The organism is Pseudomonas sp. FW215-R2 (assembly GCF_058789255.1).
Map to the genome: position 1 here is coordinate 37,815 of NZ_JBYTBO010000028.1, position 24,153 is coordinate 61,967.

General features: G+C 62.0%; 23 protein-coding genes. 3 read left to right on the top strand and 20 right to left on the bottom strand.

What is annotated here, in order from left to right; all coding sequences use genetic code 11:
- Positions 1-87 precede the first annotated feature (87 nt).
- Together AC3WRD_RS27240 and AC3WRD_RS27245 are read left to right on the top strand one after the other, a co-directional pair.
- Positions 88-1,581: a sensor histidine kinase gene (locus tag AC3WRD_RS27240; protein ID WP_102622391.1), complete on the top strand. Its 1,494-nt coding sequence runs from the start codon at positions 88-90 to the stop codon at positions 1,579-1,581.
- The gene (locus AC3WRD_RS27245) at positions 1,550-2,980 is read left to right on the top strand and encodes a sigma-54-dependent transcriptional regulator (protein WP_096821337.1); all 1,431 of its coding nucleotides are present in this window, start codon (positions 1,550-1,552) and stop codon (positions 2,978-2,980) included. The genes AC3WRD_RS27240 and AC3WRD_RS27245 overlap by 32 nt, the downstream gene beginning before the upstream one ends.
- On the opposite strand, the gene AC3WRD_RS27250 is transcribed toward AC3WRD_RS27245, so the two are convergent.
- Positions 2,971-3,339, bottom strand: coding sequence for a hypothetical protein (locus AC3WRD_RS27250; protein WP_102622392.1), 369 nt, complete (start codon positions 3,337-3,339; stop codon positions 2,971-2,973). The genes AC3WRD_RS27245 and AC3WRD_RS27250 overlap by 10 nt on opposite strands.
- Before the next feature lie 137 nt (positions 3,340-3,476).
- Between AC3WRD_RS27250 and AC3WRD_RS27255 the strand changes: the two genes are divergently transcribed.
- The gene (locus AC3WRD_RS27255; RefSeq protein ID WP_102622393.1) at positions 3,477-4,286 is read left to right on the top strand and encodes a class I SAM-dependent methyltransferase; all 810 of its coding nucleotides are present in this window, start codon (positions 3,477-3,479) and stop codon (positions 4,284-4,286) included.
- A gap of 8 nt (positions 4,287-4,294) precedes the next feature.
- Here AC3WRD_RS27255 and AC3WRD_RS27260 read toward each other — a convergent pair whose 3' ends face one another.
- From AC3WRD_RS27260 to AC3WRD_RS27350, 19 genes are all read right to left on the bottom strand, one after another.
- A complete protein-coding gene (locus AC3WRD_RS27260) occupies positions 4,295-4,603 on the bottom strand; it encodes an addiction module antidote protein (RefSeq protein WP_102622394.1) in 309 nt (102 codons plus the stop codon).
- A 2-nt stretch (positions 4,604-4,605) separates the two neighbouring features.
- The gene (locus AC3WRD_RS27265; protein WP_102622395.1) at positions 4,606-4,899 is read right to left on the bottom strand and encodes a type II toxin-antitoxin system RelE/ParE family toxin; all 294 of its coding nucleotides are present in this window, start codon (positions 4,897-4,899) and stop codon (positions 4,606-4,608) included.
- A gap of 149 nt (positions 4,900-5,048) precedes the next feature.
- On the bottom strand, positions 5,049-5,741 hold the full coding sequence (locus AC3WRD_RS27270) for a GNAT family N-acetyltransferase (protein WP_096821340.1): 693 nt from the start codon (positions 5,739-5,741) through the stop codon (positions 5,049-5,051).
- 114 nt (positions 5,742-5,855) lie between these two features.
- Entirely contained in the window at positions 5,856-6,647 is a 792-nt protein-coding gene (locus AC3WRD_RS27275; RefSeq protein ID WP_102622396.1) for a ChbG/HpnK family deacetylase, read from the bottom strand.
- Positions 6,619-7,803, bottom strand: a complete 1,185-nt coding sequence (locus AC3WRD_RS27280) for a GNAT family N-acetyltransferase (protein WP_102622397.1) — start codon at positions 7,801-7,803, stop codon at positions 6,619-6,621. The genes AC3WRD_RS27275 and AC3WRD_RS27280 overlap by 29 nt, the downstream gene beginning before the upstream one ends.
- A 4-nt stretch (positions 7,804-7,807) precedes the next feature.
- Positions 7,808-8,497 carry a GNAT family N-acetyltransferase gene (locus AC3WRD_RS27285; protein ID WP_102622398.1) on the bottom strand — a complete coding sequence of 230 codons (690 nt, stop codon included), beginning with the start codon at positions 8,495-8,497 and terminating at the stop codon, positions 7,808-7,810.
- Positions 8,498-8,567: 70 nt separating this feature from the next.
- Positions 8,568-10,487: a hypothetical protein gene (locus tag AC3WRD_RS27290; RefSeq protein ID WP_102622399.1), complete on the bottom strand. Its 1,920-nt coding sequence runs from the start codon at positions 10,485-10,487 to the stop codon at positions 8,568-8,570.
- Positions 10,484-11,791, bottom strand: a complete 1,308-nt coding sequence (locus tag AC3WRD_RS27295) for a lipopolysaccharide biosynthesis protein (protein WP_102622412.1) — start codon at positions 11,789-11,791, stop codon at positions 10,484-10,486. The genes AC3WRD_RS27290 and AC3WRD_RS27295 overlap by 4 nt, the downstream gene beginning before the upstream one ends.
- The gene (locus AC3WRD_RS27300; protein WP_102622400.1) at positions 11,788-12,789 is read right to left on the bottom strand and encodes a polysaccharide deacetylase family protein; all 1,002 of its coding nucleotides are present in this window, start codon (positions 12,787-12,789) and stop codon (positions 11,788-11,790) included. The genes AC3WRD_RS27295 and AC3WRD_RS27300 overlap by 4 nt, the downstream gene beginning before the upstream one ends.
- Positions 12,790-12,802: 13 nt before the next feature.
- Entirely contained in the window at positions 12,803-13,939 is a 1,137-nt protein-coding gene (locus AC3WRD_RS27305) for a glycosyltransferase (RefSeq protein WP_102622401.1), read from the bottom strand.
- A complete protein-coding gene (locus AC3WRD_RS27310) occupies positions 13,932-14,900 on the bottom strand; it encodes a glycosyltransferase (RefSeq protein ID WP_096821347.1) in 969 nt (322 codons plus the stop codon). Before AC3WRD_RS27310 ends, AC3WRD_RS27305 begins: the two co-directional genes overlap by 8 nt.
- The gene (locus tag AC3WRD_RS27315; RefSeq protein WP_102622402.1) at positions 14,897-16,267 is read right to left on the bottom strand and encodes an O-antigen ligase family protein; all 1,371 of its coding nucleotides are present in this window, start codon (positions 16,265-16,267) and stop codon (positions 14,897-14,899) included. The genes AC3WRD_RS27310 and AC3WRD_RS27315 overlap by 4 nt, the downstream gene beginning before the upstream one ends.
- Positions 16,264-17,358: a glycosyltransferase family 4 protein gene (locus tag AC3WRD_RS27320; RefSeq protein ID WP_102622403.1), complete on the bottom strand. Its 1,095-nt coding sequence runs from the start codon at positions 17,356-17,358 to the stop codon at positions 16,264-16,266. The genes AC3WRD_RS27315 and AC3WRD_RS27320 overlap by 4 nt, the downstream gene beginning before the upstream one ends.
- Positions 17,355-18,947: a GumC family protein gene (locus AC3WRD_RS27325; RefSeq protein WP_096821350.1), complete on the bottom strand. Its 1,593-nt coding sequence runs from the start codon at positions 18,945-18,947 to the stop codon at positions 17,355-17,357. Before AC3WRD_RS27325 ends, AC3WRD_RS27320 begins: the two co-directional genes overlap by 4 nt.
- 17 nt (positions 18,948-18,964) lie before the next feature.
- Positions 18,965-19,990, bottom strand: coding sequence for a polysaccharide biosynthesis/export family protein (locus tag AC3WRD_RS27330; protein ID WP_096821351.1), 1,026 nt, complete (start codon positions 19,988-19,990; stop codon positions 18,965-18,967).
- Positions 19,991-20,011: 21 nt separating this feature from the next.
- A complete protein-coding gene (locus AC3WRD_RS27335; protein ID WP_096821352.1) occupies positions 20,012-20,659 on the bottom strand; it encodes a CpsD/CapB family tyrosine-protein kinase in 648 nt (215 codons plus the stop codon).
- Positions 20,659-21,405, bottom strand: coding sequence for a sugar transferase (locus tag AC3WRD_RS27340; protein ID WP_096821353.1), 747 nt, complete (start codon positions 21,403-21,405; stop codon positions 20,659-20,661). Before AC3WRD_RS27340 ends, AC3WRD_RS27335 begins: the two co-directional genes overlap by 1 nt.
- An 18-nt stretch (positions 21,406-21,423) precedes the next feature.
- The gene (locus AC3WRD_RS27345; protein WP_102622404.1) at positions 21,424-22,461 is read right to left on the bottom strand and encodes an NAD-dependent epimerase/dehydratase family protein; all 1,038 of its coding nucleotides are present in this window, start codon (positions 22,459-22,461) and stop codon (positions 21,424-21,426) included.
- The gene (locus AC3WRD_RS27350) at positions 22,458-23,810 is read right to left on the bottom strand and encodes a UDP-glucose dehydrogenase family protein (protein ID WP_096821355.1); all 1,353 of its coding nucleotides are present in this window, start codon (positions 23,808-23,810) and stop codon (positions 22,458-22,460) included. Before AC3WRD_RS27350 ends, AC3WRD_RS27345 begins: the two co-directional genes overlap by 4 nt.
- Positions 23,811-24,153 lie beyond the last annotated feature (343 nt).

Here is a 24,153-nt window from a genome sequence, read left to right on the forward strand (position 1 = left end):
ATTGAGACCTGTATCACGGTCATTGCCACCTACACTCAGTCGTGAGGTGGCTGTAACCGGTTCGATATACAACGCCAGGGCACCCCCATGCAACGACTGGAAGAACAAAAAACACCTGCGCCGAATGTCGCGGCAGCAGCCATCAAGAGTTGGGGCGGACAGTTCAACCTGCTGCGCTGGTTCTCGCTGGCCAGTTTTTTCATCATCGCCGCCGTGGCGCTGGGGCTGGGCTATATCTCCACGCGTTTTGTGGTCACCGAGAGCGTGGAACGCGATGCGTTGCTGACGGCGCAATTCGTCCAGGCCATCGGCGATGCGGAAATGCGCCATGCCGGCATCACACCCCTGCGCACCATGGGCGAAATGCTTGATCCGCGTCAGGACGAAAATTTCCCCGACGTCGATCCGGTGGCCCATGGCGCGGCCCGGGCTGAATTTCTCGATCATGTCGAACACTTGCCGGACATCCTGCTGGCGACGGTCTACGCCCTGGATCGCTCGGTGATCTGGTCGACCAACCCGGAGCTGATCGGCGTGAAATTCGAGGACGATGACGAGCTGGACGAATCGTTCGAAATGAAAGTGCCGGTCTCTTCCAGTTATCACAAGATCGACGACGAGAAACCCGAGCAGAAGCTGTCCCGCGAACCCAAATACCTGTTCATCGAGAACTACATCCCGATGTTCAACGCCGACAAAAGCAAAGTCATCGCCATGGTCGAGATCTACAAGGAACCGGCGGATCTGGTGGACCGCATCGATCGTGGTTTTGCTTCGATCTGGGCGGCGACGATCCTCGGTGGCGCGGCGATTTATCTGGGGCTGTTCTGGATCGTGCGCCGTGCCTCGACCTTGCTGCAGAGCCAGCAACAGCAACTGATCAGCAACGAAACCTTTGTTGCGTTGGGCGAGATGTCCTCGGCGGTGGCTCACAGCTTGCGCAACCCGTTGGCGACCATCCGTTCCAGCGCCGAACTGGCCCAGGAAGTGGCCAGCCAGAGTGCCCAGCGCAATATCGGCGACATCATCAGTCAGGTCGACCGCATGTCGCGCTGGGTGCGCGAGTTGCTGGTGTCGTTGCGGCCGATGAACGATGACGGTGAAGCGGTGGACCTGCTGGCGGCGGTCGAAGACACCCTGGGCGCGTTTGATGCGCTGATTCGGCGTAGCGGGGTCGACGTGCGATTCAACCCGCAGGACTGCCCGCCGGTCGTCAGTCAAAGGGTGCTGCTGACGCAGATTCTCAATAGCCTGTTTGCCAACGCCCTGGAAGCGATGCCCAAGGGCGGCGTGCTGAGTGTCGACATTGAGACACCCCATGCCGGCCAGGTGTGCATGACCCTGGGCGACACCGGCAAAGGCATGAGCGCGCAGCAGCAACAGCTGGTGTTCAAACCGTTTTTCACCACCAAGCAGGGCGGCCTCGGGGTTGGCCTGGCACTGGTCAAAAGAATCATGGAGCGTTTTCAGGGCTCGGTCGTGCTGACCAGCCGCGAGCAGGAAGGAACCCGCGTCAGTCTCAACTTTAAAGTGGCATCGGGAGGGGAATATGGAACACAGCATTCTGCTGGTCGAGGATGACGAACTGTTGGCCGACAATATTCAGACCTACCTGGAGCGCAAAGACTTCGAGGTGACGGTTTGCCATTCGGCTGAAGACGCGCTGGGGCAACTGGAAAGCTTCATGCCGGACATCGTGCTGACCGACAACTCGCTGCCGGGCATGAGCGGTCACGATCTGATCCAGAAGCTGCGCATCAGCGCGCCGGATCTGAAAGTGATCATGATGACCGGTTACGGCAATGTCGAAGATGCGGTGGTCGCGATGAAGGAGGGCGCCTTTCATTACGTCACCAAACCGGTCGCGTTGCCGGAGCTCAAGTTGCTGCTGGACAAGGCTCTGGCCACCGAGCGGATGGAGCGCACGCTGTCGTTCTATCAGGAGCGCGAGGCGCAGAAATCCGGGGTGCAGGCGCTGATCGGTGAATCGGCGCCGATGCAGCATTTGAAAAACACCATCGGCCAGTTGCTCGAAGCCGAACGCCGCATGACCAACGGCGATCTGCCGCCGGTGCTGGTGGAAGGCGAGACCGGGACCGGCAAGGAACTGGTGGCGCGTGCGCTGCATTTCGACGGCGCGCGCAGCAAAGGCCCGTTCATTGAATTCAACTGCGCGTCGATCCCCGCCAACCTGGTGGAATCGGAGCTGTTCGGTCACGAGAAGGGCGCGTTCACCGATGCCAAGGATCGTCGCGTCGGGCTGGTGGAAGCGGCTGACGGCGGCACGCTGTTTCTCGACGAAATCGGCGAAATGGATCTGGTGCTGCAGGCCAAACTGCTGAAGTTGCTGGAAGATCGCACCATCCGCCGGGTCGGCTCGGTGAAGGAGCGCAAGGTCAACCTGCGGGTGATCAGCGCCACCAACTGCAACCTTGAACAGATGGTGCAGCAGGGCAAGTTCCGCCGTGACCTGTTCTTCCGCCTGCGGATCATCTCGATCAAGGTGCCGCGCCTGTATGCCCGGGGCGACGACGCGTTGCTGTTGGCCCGACATTTTCTCGCCAGCCACGGCAAGCGCTATGGCAAACCGAATCTGCACTTCAGCCAGCAGGCCGAAGAGCTGCTGCTCAATTACACCTGGCCGGGCAACGTGCGCGAACTGCGCAACATGCTCGAACAGACCGTGCTGCTGGCGCCGAACGACATCATCGCCGCGCACCAGTTGAACGTGTGCATGAGCCTGGTCGACGAGCCGCCGCTGCATCAGCATCACGAGGTGCCGCACTTCGAACCGCGCCCGGCGAGCAACACCGAGTCGATGAACCTGCCGGAGGTCGAGCGCGACATGGTGCGCAAGATGCTCGACAAGACCGACTGGAACGTCACCAAGTCCGCCCGCTTGCTGGGCCTGAGCCGCGACATGCTGCGTTACCGCATCGAGAAGCTCGGCCTGGCACGCCCGGACAAACGTCAGTGGTAGACCGCGTTACTCCGAGGGTTCGGCGGGCTCAGGCACTCCAGCAGGCACGTCGGGTCCAGCACCTCGTCATTGACGTAGATGCCGCGCTCGGCATCGTACGTGCGGATAAACACCCGCACCGTCGCATCGGCCACGGTCGGCAGTTGTGAGTCGTGGAAGTCGTGGCGATCGGGGATCACCACGAAATCCTGCGGCGTGGTGTCATCGAACGGCCGTGGCGGCTGGGCATTCAGCGACGGCGGCGCCGGGTGGGCGAAGGGCTGGTTCGGCCCGTAGTAATTGAAATTGCTGTCGAGGGCTTGCGCCTGTGCGGCGGCGAGCAGACAGGCGGATAACAGCAGCCGGTTGAACGTTTGCATGGCGGCACCTGTGGAAGCGGTTTTCCCCAAGGCTATTAACTATAGCCGCCCGTTGGCTTACAAGTTCGCAACAACCTGGATCGGCAGGCTCAACTAGACTCGGGCCGCTCAATCAAGAGCATCGTCCGGAGTGCGCCATGGAAGTGCCAAACAACAAGAACGCCATCGAAAGCAATCGTCAGGCGTGGAACGATTCAGCCCGTCATCATCAGGAATCGCCCGAGTGGCAGGCCTTGTTGACCGAGGTCGCCCAGGCTGATTTCTCCTGCCTCGACGACACCCTGCGCGGATTGCTAGAGCAGGTCGGGGTCGATGGCAAAGACGTCGTGCAACTGGGTTGCAACAATGGCCGCGAGAGCCTCTCGCTGTTCGCGCTGGGTGCGCGAAGTGTCGTCGGGGTCGATCAGTCGGCGGCGTTTCTCGAACAGGCCCGGGAGCTCAACAGCCGCTCGCCGCACAAGGCCGAATTCGTCGAAACCGATATTCATCACCTGCCCGAATCACTGCGCGGTCGCTTCGACGTGGCGCTGATCACCATCGGCGTCCTCAACTGGATGCCCGACATCGGCGAGTTTTTCCGCCATGTCGCCTCGACCCTCAAACCGGGCGGGCAACTGGTGATCTACGAAACCCACCCGTTCCTGGAAATGGTCGATCCTGACGCCGAGGATCCGTTCCGCCTCGCGACCTCGTATTTCCGCGAAGAACCGTTCGTGCAAGAGGAACCGATTGTCTACGTCGGCAAGGTCGAACAACAGGCCGCGCCGTCGTACTGGTTCGTGCACAACCTCGGCGCCATCTTCACCGCCGCCCTCGAAGCGGGGCTGAACATCGCGCATTTCAAGGAATACCCGCATTCGAACCGGGAAGAGGCGTATGACCAGTACCTGAACCGCGAGGCGCAGATGCCGATGTGTTTTACGTTGGTGACTGTGAAGGGCGAGTAGCGTAACTCTCAGGAAGTTGAATGATTCAGCACATGCCCTGGTTGAGCACAGAGATCGATGCCAAGTGCATGAATAACTCTGAGCACAGTGTCAAAGCGGGGTTTGGCTCCCGGCGCGAAAGCTTTGTACAAGCTTTCGCGACCCATTCCCGAGTCCTTGGCTATTTGAGTCATGCCGCGTGCCTTGACCACATAGCCGATTGCACGAAGAAACTCCTCGTTGTCACCGTCGGCCAGCACTTGGGAAAGGTATTCGCTGATGGCTTCATCGCTGTCCAGCAATGCTGCCATATCAAAAGTTGTCAAAGTCTGGCTCATGGTTAAACCTCCTTTGCCATTTTTTTTGCACGTCTGATGTCCGCACTTTGTGATGATTTGTCCCCACCAGCCAGCAGGACAATGACAACACCACTACGCATCGTAAAGTAGACCCGATACCCGGCACCGACATCAACGCGCATTTCCGATACACCGTCACCTACCGGTTTGATGTCGCCTAGATTACCTGCTGACGCACGATCAATGCGACGGGCAATAGCAACCTTGGCTCGCACATCACGAATCGAGGTGTGCCATGCCATGAAAACTGCTGTTTGTTGTATGAAATAGTTCATGGCTCGACTGTATCCAATTGGATACGGTCGAGCAGTCAGTCAGTTCGTTTATCAGACTTGGATGTGTCGTCAGTGTCTGTAGGCAAGCAGGAACTGGTTTTGTAGGAGCTTACGCTGGCGTAGCTCCTACAGATCGCAGGAAAAAGCTGTCAAGCCTGCGCAGCCGCCGTCACCACTGGCCGTCCCGGTTTGCGCAGCGGTTCCAGCCGTGAACCTTCGTACCGCGTCTCGCGGAAGAACCGCCATTTTCCAAACAGGCCGTAGACGTGGGTGACGCGGCCCTGTTCGTGATAGCCCATGCGGATGTGCAGCTTCAGCGCCGGGATGTTGTGGGTTTCGCAGACGTCCACCACCTTGTGGCAACCCTGGGCGGCCATGGCTTGCCAGAGGGTGACTTGCACGTCCACCGACAGGCTGCTGCCGAAGTAGGCGCGGGTCATTTCGCCGCCGAATTCGAAGAACTCGCCGGGTTTGACCGGGAATTCGCAGCCGTAGTAATGGCGGTCGTGGTAGTTGCGGATACTGCCCCAGATGAAGCCCACTGCGTGGTCGTCTGCGTCGAGGTACATGTGCCCGGTGTGACCTTCGGCTGCGAGTTCGGCCATGGTCTGCACGCGGTCACCGAAGTGTTTGGCGAAGGCACCGGTGTTGTGCGGCGTGATGTCGACTTTGCGCAGGCCTTCGTAAGGGCGCAGCTTGTGCGGCGGCACCGGGCTGATCAGGTCGCGCTCCATCCACAGCAGTTCCCAATGGAAGAACACGTAGCGTTTCCACAAGGTGCCGAAGGTGCGGCCCAGGCCTTTTTGCTTGATGCGTTCGCGCAGCTTTTCAATGACGCTCATATGCCCTCCGTGGCCGCAGCCCGGGTGTTTTTGGATGTCGCTCTGGTGGGTATAGATCAAGCCTGCAAGTTCATTTCGAAGTGCCATCTTCGAAAGTATTGCAAGTTGTGTAACTCAATCGAGTGCCGCGGCACCGTGCAGAAAATCCTTGTTCAGGTCGGCATAGGAGGCCCGTGGAACGCCCGCCAGCCGCTGCTCTAACACGCGGCTCAGGGACTCTCCAGGTTGCAGATAGGCATCACCGAAATCAGCCCCGAGCTGATTCGGATGCGCGACGATTTCCAGCACACCGTCGGTCGGCGCGGGCTCGTTGCGCAGGTCGATCGGGGTGCAGACGTAGTCCGCCGTCGCACCGGCCAGCCCTTGCAAACGACGGTTGAGCAAGCCTTTGAATAGGCGTTTGGGCAGGCTGAGGTTTTGCCCCAGGTTACGTGCCAGTCGCACCGGTACGCCCTGGTGGGCGGCGAAGCGCGCGACGATCTCGCCGATCGGCCAGATGTTGTGCACGTGCTGATGGGAATCGATGTGGCTCGGGCGCACGCCATGATCGACACAACGTTGCCACTGCGCCTGCAATTCCTCCTGCACCGCTTCGCGATCCGCTCGACCGAGCCACAGGCTGTACCGCGTCAGGTTGAGGTCGAACACACCCTGGCTGTCGCAGAAGGTGGGGCGAGCGAGAATCGCCTGGCTCAGCGGCCGGCCATACGTCAGGTTGAAATGCAGGCCGATCCGCCCCTCCAGCAAGTGATGGCGGGCCATCGCGCAGGCGGCTTCGAACGCCGGCATGTTGGCCATGGCCGTGGCGGAACTGATGACCCCGGCCTGGAAGGCGCTGAAGATCACCGCGTTTTCGTTCGGGGTCAGGCCGAAATCGTCAGCGTTGACTATGACTTGGCGAGGCATGTTCGCCCTCCGTGGTGATGGCGGCGGGTTTGCCGACGGGTTGGGCGATCGCCGTTTGCCGACGTGCTCGCCACTGCTGCAGTTTCGGTTTGAGCCGCTGCCAGACACGCAGCCCAAGCCCCAGCAACAGACCGCTCGGGCGCCAGGAGTAGAAGCTCCAGCGCCAGTGTTCCAGTTGCCCGGTCATGCGTTCGTGCAGTTGGTGACTGGAGTTTTCCAGGCTGACCCGCGAGGCATCGATCCAGCGCCAGTGATCGTCCAGGCCCCAGCGAATCCATTCCTCCAGCAACACCCGACCGCTGCCCAGATCGGCGTACTGCGGCAGGAAGGCGAGGTTGTAATCGTAGAGCCGGCCCTGTTCGAGCAAACCGAGTCGGTAGCTGATGCAGCGCCCGTCCAGCTCCAGCGTGACCACCCGCACCAAACCCTGTGCGGCGAGGGCGGTGAAGGCGCTTTCGATGCAGCGGCGGCTGCGTTCGCTGGCGAAGATGCCGACGCCTTCGTCGCCTTTCCAGCTCACCGCTTCGACTTCGCTGATGGCCTGCAACAGCGGGCCCATGGTCACGGCATCGGGAATGATTCGCCGCACGACAGCACCGCACGCAGCAATCCGTTTGCGCGCACGGCGCAGTTTGTAGCGCGGATCACCGGAGACTTCCTGAAGATCGGCGTCGCTGATCAGGTGCACCGGCACCCGACAGCTCAAGCGCCGCTCGCCAGTCGAACTGCGTGCCATCCATTCGGTGAGGACGCTTTCTTCACCCGCCGGCTCAGACAGTTCGTTGAGCTGCAGCAACGCGTGGGGGATGCGCTGGCGAATGAGCAACAACGCCTGACGCAGGCTGTCGGCCTCAAGCACGGACAGCAGCGCCAGGCGATCCGCCAGCGGATAACCGAGGTGATGCACCACGCCAAACGGTATCCCGGCAAAGCGTTCACGACTCGCCACCAACGGCAGGCACAGGCGCAATTTGTCCGCCTCCCAGCCCAGCAGAATGTGCAGATGCTCACTCGCGTCGAGTGTCTGCTCTGCCGCGATCAACCAGCCGAGGCTGTTGAACGGCGTGTGATCCGTCACCCGCAGGCGCAGCGCTTCATAGGCTGCTGCCGGGAAGTCAGGTGCGCACAACGAAGTGCGCCATTCGAATCGCGCCATAGGCTCAGGTCGCCGTTGCTGTGACGGAGGGACGGGAAGGTTTGCGCAGCGCATCCAGACGCGAGCCGCTGTAGCGGGTTTCGCGGTAGAAACGCCAGCGGGCGAACAGGGTGTACACGTTCATGATCCGGCCCTGTTCGGTGTAGCCCATGCGCAGGTGCAGCTTGAGCGCCGGGATGTTGTGGAACTCGCAGACGTCCACCACTTTGTCGCAGCCCTGGGCGGCCATGGCTTTCCACAGTTCCAGTTGCAGGTCCACCGACAGTTCGGTGCCCCAATAGGAACGGGTCAGTTCGCCGCCGAATTCGAAGAACTCACCGGGTTTCACCGGGAACAGGCAGCCGTAGTAATGGCGGTCGAAATAGTCCCGGGCGCTGCCCCAGATGAAGGCCACCGCATCGCCGTGATCGTCGAGGTGCATGTGCCCGGTGTGACCTTCGTTGGCCAGCTCCGCCATGGTCCCGACGCGGTCGCCGAAGTAACGGGCGAAGGCACCGGCGTTGTCCGGCGTGATCTTCACCACCCGCAGCGGCGGGTAAGGCTTGAGGCTGTGGGGCGGCACCGGGCTGACCAGGTCGCGCTCCATCCACAACAGTTCCTGATGGGAAAAGAAATAGTGCTTCCACACCTTGGCCAACGTGGCACGCAGGCCTTTCTGTTTAATTTGCTCGCTGATTTTTTGCAGAATGCTCATGGTCGTTGCTCCTGATGACGAGTCATCGCGCGGCACAGGCCTGCGCGGCGGAACATCAACGGACGGTTCATCAAGCGTTCCAGCTCAGAGAAAACAGGGTTTGCCCCGGCAGCTCGAAACGCACACGACCGTCCTGGCAGCGGAAGGGCGCGTCGCGGCTGCGGTTGTCGGCGCCGAAGTAGCGCAAGGCGCCGTTGTTCAACGGGCACTTGGCCCCCGCCAGATCGACACGCTGCAACCGCGTGCCTTTGTTGACGCCTAGCAACCCGCGCTGATCATCGCCGGCCATCGCCAGCACATCGACTTCGAATGCATCGTTTTCCAGCCACAACACGTTGTGCAGCCAGTGCTGCTGGATGAACTGCTGGGCCAGGCCCACCGGTTTCAGTTCGAAGTGTTGTTCATCCGCCGAGACGCGCAACATGCCTTTTGGGTATTCCGGTTCATCGGCGGCCTGGAACCAGTTGAGCATCGTCAGCAAGCCGTCCTGGGAAGCGTTGATCACCACCGAGGCCCACCACAGCGAGGTGTAATGGGTTTCCTGATCGTAGGGGCTCAGGCTTGAGCCGCTGGAGAGATTGGTCTGATCCAGCAGCAAGGCCTTGCGTGGCTGACCCTTGGCATCGAGGCCGACCAGATCGGCGGCCCGGCGCACACTGTCGCGGTAGACGCGGGTGGCGAGCAGGTCGCGGATCATCCATTCGTGCCAGGCCAGCGCATCGACCTGATCAGCGGATTCGCCCAGCAGGCGTCGGGCCCAGTCGATACCGCGTTTGCTCGCCGCGTTGTCGGCGAACGGGCCGTTGACCAGTCGCGAACTGGCCGGCATCGCGATGCGCACACCGGCCCTGGCATTGGCCGGATCGCTGCGCACCTGGCGGGCCATGCTGGTGAAGATCGAACGGTACTGCTCGTAGCTTGAATAGTTGAGATTGGGCTCGTCGGCAAAGCCGATGTAGTGCGTGCCTTTGCCGCCAAGCAGTCGCGTGCTCGCGAGCCAGGCGTCGAGGCCGTTGTTGCTTTGCACGTCGGCGCGCAGATCAGCCTGGCGCTGGCTGCCGGCGAGCAGGGTGATGTCCTGGCGGATGCCGAAACGGTCCTGATAGACCTGACGAAACGCATCTTCGAACTGCGGCTTTTTCGCCGTCACATCGACGAAGCTGTAGTAACTGGCGGCCGTCGGTTTCAACGCATCGAGCGCCGCATGACTGGCGGGCGGCGGCATCACGTAGGGCAGGGCGATGCCCAGGTCCGGCGTGCGACCGAGGACTTTGTCGTGCAGGGTCAGGCGGGTCTGGCCATCGTCTTCACGCAGCGGTTTGAGCTGTTGCGGATTTTGCGCGAACAGATTGGCCGTACCATCGAGCCAGAACGCCGCTTTGCCGCTGCCTTGCAGACGCAGGCGCCAGACTTGTTCGCGATCGCTGACCGGCAGCGCGAGCTGATCGAATTGCCAATAGGCGCGATACGGTTTGAGCGCCAGCGACAGTTGTTGGCCGTCGCCGACCCGCTGTGCTTGCAGGGCGCTGACGCCACCGTGGAACTTGCCCGCGAGCACCGCGTGTTCACCCGGTGCAATCCTGAAATACAGCTCATCGCCGTCGCGGGTCTCAGCGCTGAAATGCACCTTGGCCGGGGAGAACAGCGCCACGGTGTTTTCGTCGTGCTCGACCCGGTAATTGCGGAAACTGTAGCCGGGGATTTCCAGTTGATAACTCGCCGCGCCCGGCGCCAACGGCCAGCTCTGGCTGCCACGGGTTTCGCTGGCCTTGATGAAGCGGTCGCCCTGCAATTGGCCCTGGCCGTCGAGCAGGTACAGGTGCTCTTCGTTGGCGTCCGCCTGCCACGCCGGCGCCCAGCGCACGGTCACGGTGTCGGGGCGATCCGCTTGCAGGTACAGGCTGCCGTCGCGAATGTCGCCCCAGCGCATCGACGCCGCGAAGGCGTCCAGCGACAGACCGAGTCCGAGCAGCAGGGCCAGGCGTTTCATGCCGCCTTCCGACGCTGCAACATCAGCCACATCGGCGTGATGTCAGCGGGCAGGATGATCAAGGTTTGCCAGAACGGCACGCCGCTCAACCGGCAGTACAACACCAGCATCGCCACGGTCACCGCCAGGTAGGCAATCGACGATGCCGCTGCCGCGCCGACGATACCGTAGGCCGGGATCATCACCAGGTTCAGGGCCAGGTTGAGCAGGGCACCGAGGCCCATCAGCAACGACACGGTGCCGGGACGATTCTTGCCCAGCAGGTCGAGCCGCAGAATGCTCGCGTAGCACAGGCCCAACAGGCCCGGCAGCAACGCCAGCAGCGCCGGATACGCCGGTTGGTAGGCGACGCCGAACAACGTGACGATCAGCCATTCGCCGATCACCGCCATGGTCAGGCAGGCGCCGAGCATCACCGTCGCCGTCAGGCGCAGCGCCAGCGGGGTGACTTTGTCCATGCCTTCGTCCTGTTGCAGCAGGCGTTTCATCAGCGGGGTAGTCACCGCTTCCGGGACGATCAGCAGCAGTTCGGCGGCGGCGCTGGCCATCGCGTAATGACCGAGTGCGGTACTGCCGAGCAGGGCGCCGATGAACAGGTAATCGGAACGCAGGATCACTTGCTGGAACAACAGGTCCGGATGGCTGCGGGCGCTGTAGCGCAGCAGTTCGTTCTGGCTGGCGCGATCCCATTGCAGCTGCAACGGCTGTGCGCGCTTGAGCCAGACCCAACCGGCCAGCACCACCAGGCTGATCCCGGCCAGCCAACTGATCAGCGCGGCTTCCAGTGCCGCTTCCTTCCACATCCAGAACAGCGCGAGAAACAGCAACAGCGGCGCCAGGGATTCCACCAGACGCAAGGCATTGAACGCGACCACGCCGCCGGACGCATTGTGCAACGTCAGCAGGCCGCTCTTGAGCACGGTCAACGGCACGGCCAGCAGCAACAGCCAGGCCAGCAGGCCGAGTTGCACGGTCACGTCCAGTTCACTGCCGAACTCGCGCACCAGCGCCACCACCAGCAAGGTCAACAGACCCGCCAGCAAGCAGCCAAACACCAGTACTTGCGCGAGCAACAAACCCATCGGCCGCTGCTTGGCGGCCTGATAGCCGACCGCAGAATTCAAGCCGCCACTGGTGGCCGCGCTGATCAGGTCGGGCAGGGTACTGAGCAGCGCGAACAGCCCGCGCTCACTGGGGCCGAGGATCCGCGCCAGCAACACATTCCTCAGCAGGCGCAGGGCAATCATCGCCAGCTTGGTGCCCATGCTCAGCGCCAGGTGCTTGAGGTAATTGCTTCGACTCATGGTCGCGCCCCGCGAAAGATCCGCCACGACAGCAGTTCCGGGTTGCGTGCGGTGCGCTGGCTGACCCCGAAGCGCGGCAGATTCAGCGGATCACCCGCGCCGCGATAGATCCCGGTGCCGGTGCCGAGGGCGAACGGATAATCGTGGTTGGCAATCTGTTCGCGCACCCGTGCGTCGTTGTCGCCGTTGGGGTAGCAGTACACCGGCAGTGGCCGGTTGCAGCCATTGTGCAGGGCATCGCGGCTGCGACTGATTTCTTCGCTCAGGCGCACGTCGTCGAGTTGGGTCAGGATCGTGTGACTGGCGCCGTGAGGACCGAAACGCACCAGCCCCGAAGCTTCCATCGCCCGCACCTGATGCCAGTCCAGCGCCTGGGGCTGCGACTCTGGCGGGCATTCGTCGGTCAGGCGTTCGAGCATCAAAGGGTCAGAGTTTTTCAAACCTTGCAGATAGTGCAACAACGTCAGGCTGCGACGATCCACATCGATGTCGTCCATCAGCACCGGCAGCGGGTGGTGAATCGCCTGTAAGCAGTCGATCAGGTGCATGCGCGGTTTTTCACCGTGGCTGCCCCACAGGGTTTCTCCGATGCTTTCCCACCAGAAGCGCTGGCGGCTGCCGATGAAGTCGGTGGAGAGGAAAATGCTCGCCGGCACCTGATGTTTCTGCAGCAGCGGGAAGGCGTTGGCGGCGTTGTCGCGCCAGCCGTCATCGAAGGTCAGCGCCACTTGCGGGCGTTCGCTGCGCAGGGCGTTGGGCTGGAGGATTTCCATCAGCGGCACGCAATCGAAATGCTTGCGCAGCCACACCAGCAGATGCTCGAAGGCTTTCGGCCCGACGCACAGTTCGTTGCGATGCGGCAGGTCGGCGGCGCGGTCGTTGGACAACACCCGGTGCAACATCAGGATCACCCCGGCGCCGTGCAACTGGTTTCGCCCCACGGACGAGTTGAGATAGAGCCAGCCACTGGTGCGTTTTATCAGTTGTTTGATCGCCATGGCTTGAGCCCTCTCAACGGTTTTGGTCAGGGTTCCACTGGGCGTAACGCTGGCCGCGCAGGAACTGCCACAGGCCGATGCTCATGCCGGCCAGTGTCACCAGCAGGAATGCCGCAAGGCGGAACGGTTTGGGTAAGCGGTGTTGCGAATCCAGCAGGCCGGCAATCGCGATGCCGTACCCAAGCAGTTGCATGATCAGGCTCAGGCGATAGAAACCGTGGTCGTCCCACAGCCAGAAATTGCTCAGCAGCAACGGCAGCAAAAGAATCGGTGCCAGACGCCGGATCAGTTTGTGGCTGATCAATGCAATCGAATACAGCCCGTGCTTGAACGGATTGAGCAGTTCGCTGCGCTGGGCCAGGCTTTGCAGGCCGCCGACGGTGACCCGCTGACGCCGACGGAACTGTTTGTCCGCTTCATCGACGCCGTGGTCGATCACTTGCGCTTCAGGCACGTAGACGATGCGTTTGAACTTCACCGGGGCGCAGGTGCTGATGAAGAAGTCGTCGTTGACCTCCGCCGGCACGTCCTCGAACAGTTCCCGGCGCAGGGCGAGCAACGCGCCATCGGCGGAGACCATGCAACCGGTGCGGTTCTCGACCCGGCGCAGCCAGCCTTCGTAATGTCGGTACAGGCTGTCGCCGACACTCAAGCCGCCGCCGGTGACCGGGATCACCATGTGCCCGGCGCAGGCGCCGACCTGCGGATCGCTGAGGGGCGCGAGCAGGTAGCCGAGGGTTTCCCGCGACCATTGGTTATCGGCGTCGGTGAACACCAGAATGTCCCCCGTGGCCAGCGCCGCGCCGGCATTGAGCGTCGCGGCTTTGCCCTGACGCGGCAGGTCGAGCACGGTGATTCGCGGGTCGACGACCTTGTGCGCGCACGCCACGGTGTCGTCGGTGGAGCCGTCGCTGGCCAGAATGATTTGCAGGGTAGCCGGCTGATAATCCTGGGACAGCAGCGAACGCAGCTTGTGTTCGATATGCCGCGCCTCGTTGTGCGCGGCGATCACGATGCTGATGTTCAGCGGCGGTGCCGGGCTGTGACGCCACGCCGGGAACAGCGGCGCCAGCAGCGTCAGCAGCAACGGGTAGCCGACATAGGCGTACACCGGCAGCAGCAGGCACATCCAGAAAATGAACTCAGCCACGGGCAGGCCTCCTGGCATTCCAATGACACAGACTGAGAATGAACGCCGCACCCGCCAGGTGCAGGCGTACCCAATGCAGCCCCCACAGTTGCAGGGTCAGGCCGAGGTCATGCTGTTGGCGACTCTGACGGATGCTGAGTACCAGCGCCGGTATCGTGGTCAGTGTCACCATGACGGCGGCGTGATGGGGGAAACCGTTGAGCAGCGCGGAAATCGCCAGCAGATCCAGCAGCCACGCGGCCAGCGACAGCAATGGAAAACGCAGCAACCGCAGGCTGAACCCGTGAGTGCGCAGCAGTTGCAGGTGACTGCCCTGGCGCCACATTTCCTTGCCCATCCATTCGCGCCAGTTCATTTCGTAGCCCCAGTGCAGCGCCACGCTTTCGTTGACCGACAGCAGCCGCGCGCCCTGTTCGCGCTGGCGCAGGGTGAACTCTTTGTCTTCGCCGGTGCGCAGGGTTTCGTTGAACCCGCCGACCTTGTCGAACCAGCGCCGACGCATCAGCAGGTTGGCACTGGGCAGCCAGTCCACGGCATGGGCGGCGTGGGAGATCGGCCGTTGGGTACGGCGTTGCCAGGCCACGGCGTACCACGGCGCGGCGGCGGGGGTGTGCAGGTCCAGCCCGAACACGTCGGCGTGGTTTTCGGCTTCGAGGGCGAACAGCCCGGTCAGCCAGTCTTCGGGCATTTCGATGTCGGCGTCGATGAACGCCAGCCATTCGCCGGTGGCGATGGCGGTACCGCGATTGCGCAAGGCGCCGATCAACACGCCTGGCACGACCAGCACTTGCGCACCGAACTGGCGAGCGATCTGAGGGCCGTCATCGCTGGAACCGTTATCGACCACGATCAGTTCACACTCGACATTGGCCGCGTGCGCGGCTTTTTGCGCGGCCAGCAGGGTACGGCCGATGTGACGGCCCTCGTTGTACATCGGGATGACAACACTGATCCGGCTCATGCCCGGGCCTCCGTCAACGGTGCTTGCTCGGCTTTCAGGCGCAGGACACTGGTCAGCGCGAGCATGATCCACACGTACTTCTGATTCGGTGCACTGAGAAACATCAGGAACAGCGTCAGCGACAGGAAGCTCACGCCGAGGTGAGTCATCAAGTCCGCTTGATTCCAGTCCCGTCGCTGCATCCAGGCGCGACGGGCGCGGATCAGGTTGTACAGGCCCAGGCCGAGCATGCCGACAAACAGCAGGCCGGCGGGAACTCCCAGTTCGCTGAAGACTTCCAGGTAAGTGTTGTGGGCGCGGCGGTACAGGTCGCCGATCTTGCGGTTGGCGGAGAATGCCTTGGCGTAACCGGTGGTTGCGTAATGCAGCGGGAAGGTGCCAGGGCCGGAACCGAGCAGCGGATTCTCGCGGATCATCTGGCTGCCGACCACGATGTACGAGGCACGGCGACCGAGGGATTCGTCATCGTGGCCACGGGCACCGGCGCTCAGTACGCTCAACGACTGGATGCGCGCGATGTAGCCGGCGGGCATCGCATAGATTGCCAGTGGAATCACGATCGCCAGGCCGAGCATCGCGAAGCCGAGGTGACGCGGACGAATCCGCGACAGTTGCGCACGGTAGTGCCAGCAACCGATCACCAGACTCAACGCCAGCACCACCAGCCCGGAACGGGATTCGGTCTTGGTCATGCCGCCGAGCAACAGCAGGCAGCACGCGCCCCAGAACAGCCGGTGCAGCAGGTTCGGGCCGCGAATCACCAGCAACAGACCCAGCGGCACGGCGAACGCGATCAGCAGGGCGAAGGCGTTCGGGTCTTCGAGCAGGCCGGCGGCGCGGCCCTGATCCTGGAATTTGGTCGAGAACATCGCCATGGCGCAGGTGGCGCTGACGCTCAAAGTTACCAGCCGGGCGAACAGGTCGAGGTTCAGTTCACGACCAATCAGCAAGGTGATGACAAACAGAATCAGGCCAACGCTGAGTTCGCGCAGATGACCCAGCGACATGCCCAGGTCATCGGTGTTCAGCAAGCTCAGGAAGTACAGGACCATGAACCAGATCAGGTAACGCCAGATGTTGCTGCGCAGGCGTTCCGAAGGAATCTGGTGCATCGCCAGTTGCAGCATCAGGATCACCGCCAGCGACGCGCCGATGAGCTTGCTGCCCGACAGCGAACTGTCCTTGAAGAAACCCTCGAACGGCACCAGTGCAGCGATGCCGAGCAGCCCCCAGGTCGGTTTGCGGTACAACACCGCGAACCCCACCAGACCGAGCACCGCGCCCGGCGCCAGATAGGGCCATGGGCTGGCCAGCAAAGCGATGCAGACCAGACCCAGCAGACTGACGATCGAGAGCGGGAAAATCATGCGCGTGCCTCCCGTGCCGTGCGGATGTACAACTGCGACCAGCGCTCGGCCAGGGCCTTGAGGTCGTAGCGGTCCTGTTGCGTGCGTTTGGCGTTGTCGCGCAGTTTGCGCGCCAGCGCGGGTTGGCTCAGCAGCGTGTCGAGCTGGCGGGCGAGGGCGCTGCTGTCGGCCGGCGCGGCCAGCAGGCCGTTGTGCCGGTCTTCCAGCACATCGGGAATTCCGCCGACCGCGAACGCCACCACCGGCACCCCGGTCTGCATGGCCTCCAGCAGAATCATCGGTGTGCCCTCGGTGCGCGAGCTAATCACCAGTGCGTCGAGTTGCTGCCACCAGTGGCGCATGTCGGTCTGATAACCCGGCAGACGAATGCGCTGTTGCAGCCCGGCGGCGTCGATCCGCGCCTGAAGTGCCTCGCGCTCCGGGCCGTCACCGAGCATCACCGCGTCGAGTTGCGGATGTTGATGACACAGTGGGATCAGTGCATCGAGAAACAGGTCCGGACCTTTTTCGCTGCTCAGTCGTCCGACGTACCCGGCGAGCCAGCGCTGATGATCGACCTCCGGCATCCGTTCAGCGACCGCCGCCGGCAGACCGTTGGGGATCACTTGCAGCTTTTCCGCACGGACACTGGCCTGGCGGTGCAGCACCGCGATGCTTTCGGCCACGCACACCACTCGATCCACCGACGCGGTGCGGCACAGTTGCAGGCTCAGCCAGGTGTAGAACTTCTGCTTGCGGCTGCGCGGGGTGAAGCCGTGTTGGGTGATCACCAGCGGCAGGCGCAACAGCGAGGCGCCAACCCAGCCGAACAGCAGGCCTTTGAAATTGTGGGTGTTGATCAACGGACGTTCCGCCCGGCGCTGACGCAGATGCCCGAGCAATGCGCCGAGCCCGGCGCAACCTTGGGCATCGACGCCCGCCGCGCGAAAGCGCTCGATCAGTTCCGGCGGCGCATCGAGAAACAGCACCTGATGCTGCCCCGGTGTCGCCAGGCAATGATCCAGCAACATCCGCTCGGCCCCATAGAAGCCGCCACTGCTGAGCAAATGAATGATCGGCAGGGCGGCGTTCGGGGAGGACGGGGTGCTCAATTGCGCACCCAGTGCACGAAGCTTGGCACGGTCCAGTTCTTGTGCGGATTACCCGGCTGAGTGCTCTGGTCGTTGATCACCAGCAGCACCGGCAGGCCCAACTCGTGGCTGATTTGCGCCGGGTGTTTGAAGCGGTGATCGAAGAACTCACGCACGTAGACCAAGGCAATCGCCAGCAACAGACCGGTGAACAGGCCGAACGGAATGATCAGCAGCGGTTTGGGGAACGCCGCTTCGGTCGGTTCGAACGGCGGGCTCAGGACCCGGGCGTTGGACAGGTCGTCGTTCAGCGAGCGAGTGGTGCTGCTTTCGGCAAAACGCTGGGCGTAGGTCGAGAACGCGGCGTGCAGGGCGTCAATTTCGGTGTCCATCTGCCGCAGCTTGCTCTGGGTCTGCTGCAACTCGTGGATCCGTGCCTTGAACTCGGCGATGCGCGCGGTTTTCTGATCGATCACCTGCTGAACCACGGCCAGGTCGTTGGTGCGCTCCTGAATGCGGTTGCTCACCACTTTGAGGAACTGCTGACGGGTGCGGGCGATCTGCTCCCGGGTCAACAACATCGGCTCGCTGCCAGGCTGGAACACCGCCAGATCGTTCATGTAGCGACTGACCTGGGTGGTCAGTTGTTCGCCCAACTGTTTGATCTCCCGGTCCTCGAACGCCACGTTGTCGACGGTGGTGGTGAAGGTGTAGGGGAAGGTGTAGTCGTTGAGCTTGTTGTTGCTGGCGGCAGCCAGGCTGGTTTTCAGGTACTCCAGCCAGCGTTGGCTTTGCAGCAGGCGATCCTGATACAGGTTCAGCGCCTGCTCTTCAGTGTTGATCGCGTTCAGGCGGAAGGTGATTTCTTCCTTCGGATCGGACGCGCCGACACTTTCAAGCAAGGCTTGCCGGTTGCCTTCCAGACCATCGAGACGCACCTGGTACAGGTGTTTTTTCGATTCGTAGAACGACTGCGGCAGGTCGATCGATTGCAGCGCCTGACGGCTCACCAGATAGTTTTGCAGCAGGGCTGAAACGAACGTCGTGCCTTGGTGCGGATCCGGGAAGCTGTAGACGATCGAGATCACGTTGGAGCCGGGCAGGGTCTCGATCTTCAGGCTGTCGATGGCCTGTTGCGTCAGCGCATCGAGGGCGGTGTCGCGCACCGGATCGGTTTCAAGGCCCAGCACGTTGCGCAGCGGGTTGATCAGGTACTGACGCAGCGGCGAGGTGATGTAGCGCTTGAACGGTTCGCCAATCAGCCGGGCGAAGACGCCGGGCGACGGGGTGTACTCACCCTTGTCCCGCAGTTCGCTGATGGTCTGACGGATCAGCGCCGGCGAGCGCAGAATATTGCTCTCGGTTTCCATGTCCGCCAGCGACGGCGGGATGAACGTCGCGTTGTCCACGGTCAGCGACGTGGTGGCGTCGCCCTGGGAGAGTTTTTTCGACTGCACGATCACCTGGGCGGTGATATCGAAGCTCTGTTTGAGCACCAGCGGCAGCACCAGCGCGATCACTGCAAAGATCAGGAAGACACGCTTCACCAGTTGCTTGTTGGCGAAGAAGATCCTGAAGAACTCATGCAGGTAGTTTTCCTTTGGATTCATGTCAGGTCACCCGAGAGTCAGTTGTTGTTGCTGCCTTTGTTGTCGACGCGATAGCCGAAGCTGAAACCCACGCCCTGGAACAGCACCACATCAGCCAGTTGTCTTGCGAGTTCGCCGGCGCTGGCCAGTTTGGTTTTCGGCACGTAGAGCATGTCGTCCGGTTGCAGGTAGGCGATCTGCGAGGCATCGCCGGACAGGGCTTTTTCGACGTCGTAACGCACGGCCTGCACCTGATTGCCATTGCGGCGCATGATCACCACGGAATCCAGGCGCGCCTTGACGTTGGTGCCACGGGCCAGGGTCAGCGCTTCAAGCACCGAGACCGGCCGACGGATCGGGTAGGAGCCGGGCTGGCCGACTTCACCCAGCACATAGATCTCGTTGCCGGCGGTGGACTTGAGCAGCACGTCCACGGTCATCCGTCCCGGCAGTTGCGCGTAGCGTTTGTTGAGGAAGGTTTCCAGTTGATTGACGGTCATGCCTTGCAGCGGCACGGCGCCGATTTCCGGGAAGCTCGCATAGCCGTCGGTGCCCACGGTGATCTCGCGGCTCATGCCGGTGGCCGGGTGGTTGAGGGCGCTCTTGAGGTTCTGCTCATTGGTCAGCGGGCTGATGATCTGCACGGTCAGCTGATTGCGATTGGGCTGGAACAGCTGCTTGCGTTGGTAGGCACGCTGGATTTCCTGGCGCGCTTCGTCGCTGGTCAGCCCGGCGATTTTCACCGAGGTGTTGGCGCCCGGCAGTTCGATGGTGCCGTCCGGCAACACCAACTGGTTGCCGTTGAGCTGGCTGGCGGCGGTGAAGTTCAGGCCGATCTGATCACCCGACTGCACGCGGTAGGCGTCCGAGCCGCTGGTGCTGATGTGGAAGATCACATCCAGCACATCCTGCGGGCGCAAGGTCTGTTCGACCTTGGGCATGTCGGTGGCCTGGGCGTTGGCCGGCGGGGCGGTGAGGATATTCACCGGCATGCTCTGGGTTTCCGAGTTGCTGGAGCAACCTGCAAGCGGCAGCATCAGCAGAACCAGTATCTTGGCGTTCATGGCGTCATCCCTCGCGTTTGCTTACAGGTTTTTGTAGAGCCATTTGGGCATGTAGTACTTGCGCCGGTTGAACACGCTGCCCACCACTTTCGCCCCGGCCTGGGTCAGCCGTTGCACCGCGGCCTGGGCGACTTCCCAGCGGGTGTCCTCGGCACGCACCACGAACACCACCCCGTCGACCTGCGTGCTGATGACCAGGGTGTCGGCGGCCGAATACACCGCATCGCCGTCGATCACCACGAAGCGGTACTGGCTCCCCAACTGATCGAGCAACGGGCTCAGACGCTCGGCGGTCAGGTGCTCCATGGTGCGGATCGGCCGGCCGTTGGGCAGCACGTGGAACGGCAGGCTCGACACCTGCACCACGCAGTCCTGCAACAGCGGTGGGCTATCCGGGTTGAACAGCAAGTCGCGCAGGCCGCGCTCCTTGCTCAGGCTCAGTTGCTGGGTGAGGTTGCCGGCCGACTGGCTGGCATCGACGTAGAGCACCAGACCGCTGCTCATCTGTGCCAGTTGACTGGCCAGGGCCAGCGCGCTGGTGGTCGTGCCGGCACCGGGGTTGGCGGCGGTCAGGAACAGGATCCGCAGATCCAGGTCCAGCACGGTCGAGGTCAGGTTCGACTCGCTGGGGCTGGCAATGCTCAGGCTTTTGTTGGTTGAACCGTCCATTAGCTTGCTCCGTGGCCGCTGAATACTTTGAAAGGGGTTTTCAACAGAATCTTCAGATCAAGCAAAAGGCTCTGCTCGGCGATGTAGCTGAGGTCCAACTCAACGCGCTGGTCGAAGTCGATGTTGCTGCGTCCGGAGATCTGCCACAGGCCGGTCATGCCGGGGTAGATCGCCAGGCGCGCGAGGTGACTGTCCTTGTAGCGGTAGGCGTTGAACGAGGTCGGACGAGGGCCGACCAGGCGCATGTCGCCGGTCACCACGTTGATCAGGTTGGGCAGTTCGTCGAGGCTGGTGCGCCGCAGGAAACCGCCGATCCGGGTGATGCGCGGGTCCTTGTCGATCTTGAAATCGATGGCATCGGCACCGTGCTTGTTGAGGTGGCGCAGCGATTCTTTCAGCTCTTCGGCGTTGGCGACCATGGTGCGGAACTTGAACATGCCGAACTTGCGGCCGCGATAGCCGGTGCGTTTCTGCACGAACATCACCGGGCCTTTGCTGGTGAACTTGATGGCGAGCGCCAGACCGATCAGCAACGGGGAAATCATCACCAGAATGACCAGCGCGCCGAAGCACGCCACCACCCGATTGGTGCGGGACAGTTGCCATGGTCGACCGCCTTCGCGACCGGTCACCCAGCCCTGGCCCTGGCGGTGGATCGCCGCGTCGAGGCGCATTCGCTGTTCCGGATCCATGCGTTTGTCTCGAACCAATTGTTGGATCGGTACACCTTTCTCATGTCCAGTCATGCAGTCCTCCGCTGATGTTCAGCCGCGAGCGGCGCGTGGGCGATAGGCCGTGGGGTAGTAGTCGCGATACCAGGCGATGAAACGCCCCAGTCCTTCATCCAGCTCGATCCGGGGCTGGAACCCGGTGGCTTGGGCCAGATCATCGGTGTCGGCACAGGTGTTGAGCACGTCGCCCGGTTGCAGGGGCAAGAGCTCGACCACGGCTTTCTGACCGAGGTGCTTTTCCATCAGCGCCAGGTAGGTTTTCAGTTCCACCGGGTGGTGGCCGCCAATGTTGAACAGGCACCACGGGGCCATGCTGCTGCCCGCGTCGGGGTGCTCGCGGTCCCATTCCGGATGGTTGTGTGGCGGATGGTCGGTGAGGCGCGCGATGCTTTCGACGATGTCGTCGATGTAGGTGAAATCACGCTGGTGCCGACCGTAGTTGAACAGCTTCAGTGGCGTGCCTTCGGTGATGGCCCGGGCGAACTGGATCGGCGACATGTCGGGCCGGCCCCAGGGCCCGTACACCGTGAAAAAGCGCAGCCCGGTGCAAGGAATCCCGAACAGGTGGCTGTAACTGTGAGCCATCAGCTCGTTGGCTTTCTTGGTCGCGGCGTACAGCGACAGCGGGTGATTGACGCCGTCGTGCACCGAGTACGGGATGTGCTGGTTGGCGCCATACACCGAACTCGACGAGGCATAGATCAAGTGTTCAACCGGGTGATGCCGGCAGCTTTCCAGAATGTTCAGGAAGCCACTGAGATTGCTGTCCATGTAGGCCCGTGGATTTTCCAGCGAGTAACGCACCCCGGCCTGCGCCGCGAGGTGGATCACCACTTGCGGGCATTCACGGACGAAGAGGGCGTCGACGGCGGCGGCATCGGCCAGGTCAACCCGGGCGATCTGGAAATCACCGACCTGGTCGCGCACCCATTGCACGCGATCCAGTTTGAGCTGCGGGTCGTAGTAGCCGTTGAAGTTGTCGAGACCAACCACCTGATGCCCGTCGCGCAACAGTCGCAACACGCAATGGGCACCAATGAACCCGGCCGCACCGGTGACGAGGATTTTCATGGGCGCAACCCGTCGGGCGAAATGTGTCGCAGACCGATGCCGCTGTAGTGCAGGCCGGCGGCCGCCACTTGTTCCGGGTTGTAGAGGTTGCGTCCGTCGATGATCACTTTGGAGCGCAGCTTGTCGGCCAGCAGTTCGAAATCCACCACGCGGAAATTCTTCCACTCGGTGCAGATCACCAGCGCATCGGCGTCTTCCAGGGTGTCGTCGCGCGTGGCGCACAGGTGCAGGTCATCGCGGTAGCCGTAAATGCGCCGGCACTCGGACATCGCTTCCGGATCGTAGGCCTGGACGCTGGCGCCTTCGGCCCACAGCGCATCCATCAGATAGCGGCTGGGGGCTTCGCGCATGTCATCGGTATTTGGCTTGAACGCCAGACCCCAGACGGCAATGGATTTGCCGGCCAGACCTTGCGGGAATTGCGCCTTGAGTTTGCTGAACAGGATGTGCCGCTGCGTGTCGTTGACGTCGGTGACACTGCGCAGCAGTTTCAGCGGCATGCCGTTGTGCTCGGCGGTGTGCAGCAGGGCGCGCAGATCCTTGGGAAAGCACGAGCCACCGAAGCCGCAGCCGGGGTAGATGAAGTGATAGCCGATGCGCGGGTCGGAACCGATGCCCTTGCGCACCGCTTCGATGTCGGCGCCCAGCAGCTCGGTGAGATTGGCCAGCTCGTTCATGAAACTGATGCGGGTGGCGAGCATCGCGTTGGCCGCGTACTTGGTCAGCTCGGCGCTGCGGTTGTCCATGAACATCAGTTTTTCGTGGTTGCGGCAGAACGGCGCGTACAACTCGCTCATCTGCGCGCGTGCTTCATCGTCCTGAGTGCCGACGATGATCCGGTCGGGGCGCATGCAGTCGGCGAGGGCGCTGCCCTCCTTGAGGAATTCGGGGTTGGAGACGATCCGCACGTTCAGGCCGCTTTTGCCGCGCCGATGCAATTCATCGCTGGCGGTCTTCAGCACCTGGTCCGCCGTGCCGACCGGCACCGTGGATTTGATGATCAGCGTGCGATCGGCCTCCATGAAGCTTGCGATCTGCCGCGCCACGTTGAGCACGTGACTCAGGTCGGCGGAACCGTCCTCGTCAGCCGGAGTGCCCACCGCGATGAAGATCAACTCGGCGTGTTCTACGGCATCGCTGGCCTGGGTGGTGAACAGCAGACGCCCGGCCTTGATGTTTTCTTCCAAAGTTGCCGATAGACCCGGTTCGCTAATAGGCGGTACAGCCTGTTGCAGTTGTTTAATCTTGTTCGGGTCAATATCGACGCACAACACACGATGTCCGACATCGGCGAGTGCCGCAGCTTGAATCAGGCCAACATAGCCCGTACCAAATACGCTCACGTCCATATTGGCGTGCCTCGTAAGACGGTGGAGGAAGATCGAATTGGAACTGTCAAAAGGGGTATAGCGCAGCGTTGGCAAACCATGTCAGCAAAATGACATGTTGCATGTGTATAACACCCCCATTTTTGGGGGCGATTGGCCATCAAGTACTTGCTATATCTGGATTTGTCCCGTCCTTGACATGTTTTTCACATTTCAAAGAAAACGATAAACGGTCGTAGGCCACAAAATACAAGGCCTGTAACGACTTGGGTGTGTCAGTTTTGAGTCAATGTTTTTTTGACGCTTTTGGCCAAAGTCCGACAGTTCTTGCGCTTTGATGGCCCGCTGCTAGTGTCAGAAAATG

What these genes read in the sequence shown, in the direction of transcription:
- AC3WRD_RS27345 (WP_102622404.1), bottom strand. Translation starts at nt 22,461, where the DNA reads ATGAAAATCCTCGTCACCGGTGCGGCCGGGTTCATTGGTGCCCATTGC.
- AC3WRD_RS27250 (WP_102622392.1), bottom strand. Translation starts at nt 3,339, where the DNA reads ATGCAAACGTTCAACCGGCTGCTGTTATCCGCCTGTCTGCTCGCCGCC.
- AC3WRD_RS27340 (WP_096821353.1), bottom strand. Translation starts at nt 21,405, where the DNA reads ATGACTGGACATGAGAAAGGTGTACCGATCCAACAATTGGTTCGAGAC.
- AC3WRD_RS27255 (WP_102622393.1), top strand. Translation starts at nt 3,477, where the DNA reads ATGGAAGTGCCAAACAACAAGAACGCCATCGAAAGCAATCGTCAGGCG.
- AC3WRD_RS27325 (WP_096821350.1), bottom strand. Translation starts at nt 18,947, where the DNA reads ATGAATCCAAAGGAAAACTACCTGCATGAGTTCTTCAGGATCTTCTTC.
- AC3WRD_RS27240 (WP_102622391.1), top strand. Translation starts at nt 88, where the DNA reads ATGCAACGACTGGAAGAACAAAAAACACCTGCGCCGAATGTCGCGGCA.
- AC3WRD_RS27275 (WP_102622396.1), bottom strand. Translation starts at nt 6,647, where the DNA reads ATGCCTCGCCAAGTCATAGTCAACGCTGACGATTTCGGCCTGACCCCG.
- AC3WRD_RS27330 (WP_096821351.1), bottom strand. Translation starts at nt 19,990, where the DNA reads ATGAACGCCAAGATACTGGTTCTGCTGATGCTGCCGCTTGCAGGTTGC.
- AC3WRD_RS27290 (WP_102622399.1), bottom strand. Translation starts at nt 10,487, where the DNA reads ATGAAACGCCTGGCCCTGCTGCTCGGACTCGGTCTGTCGCTGGACGCC.
- AC3WRD_RS27350 (WP_096821355.1), bottom strand. Translation starts at nt 23,810, where the DNA reads ATGGACGTGAGCGTATTTGGTACGGGCTATGTTGGCCTGATTCAAGCT.
- AC3WRD_RS27260 (WP_102622394.1), bottom strand. Translation starts at nt 4,603, where the DNA reads ATGAGCCAGACTTTGACAACTTTTGATATGGCAGCATTGCTGGACAGC.
- AC3WRD_RS27265 (WP_102622395.1), bottom strand. Translation starts at nt 4,899, where the DNA reads ATGAACTATTTCATACAACAAACAGCAGTTTTCATGGCATGGCACACC.
- AC3WRD_RS27285 (WP_102622398.1), bottom strand. Translation starts at nt 8,497, where the DNA reads ATGAGCATTCTGCAAAAAATCAGCGAGCAAATTAAACAGAAAGGCCTG.
- AC3WRD_RS27310 (WP_096821347.1), bottom strand. Translation starts at nt 14,900, where the DNA reads ATGAGCCGGATCAGTGTTGTCATCCCGATGTACAACGAGGGCCGTCAC.
- AC3WRD_RS27245 (WP_096821337.1), top strand. Translation starts at nt 1,550, where the DNA reads ATGGAACACAGCATTCTGCTGGTCGAGGATGACGAACTGTTGGCCGAC.
- AC3WRD_RS27300 (WP_102622400.1), bottom strand. Translation starts at nt 12,789, where the DNA reads ATGGCGATCAAACAACTGATAAAACGCACCAGTGGCTGGCTCTATCTC.
- AC3WRD_RS27295 (WP_102622412.1), bottom strand. Translation starts at nt 11,791, where the DNA reads ATGAGTCGAAGCAATTACCTCAAGCACCTGGCGCTGAGCATGGGCACC.
- AC3WRD_RS27315 (WP_102622402.1), bottom strand. Translation starts at nt 16,267, where the DNA reads ATGATTTTCCCGCTCTCGATCGTCAGTCTGCTGGGTCTGGTCTGCATC.
- AC3WRD_RS27270 (WP_096821340.1), bottom strand. Translation starts at nt 5,741, where the DNA reads ATGAGCGTCATTGAAAAGCTGCGCGAACGCATCAAGCAAAAAGGCCTG.
- AC3WRD_RS27335 (WP_096821352.1), bottom strand. Translation starts at nt 20,659, where the DNA reads ATGGACGGTTCAACCAACAAAAGCCTGAGCATTGCCAGCCCCAGCGAG.
- AC3WRD_RS27280 (WP_102622397.1), bottom strand. Translation starts at nt 7,803, where the DNA reads ATGGCGCGATTCGAATGGCGCACTTCGTTGTGCGCACCTGACTTCCCG.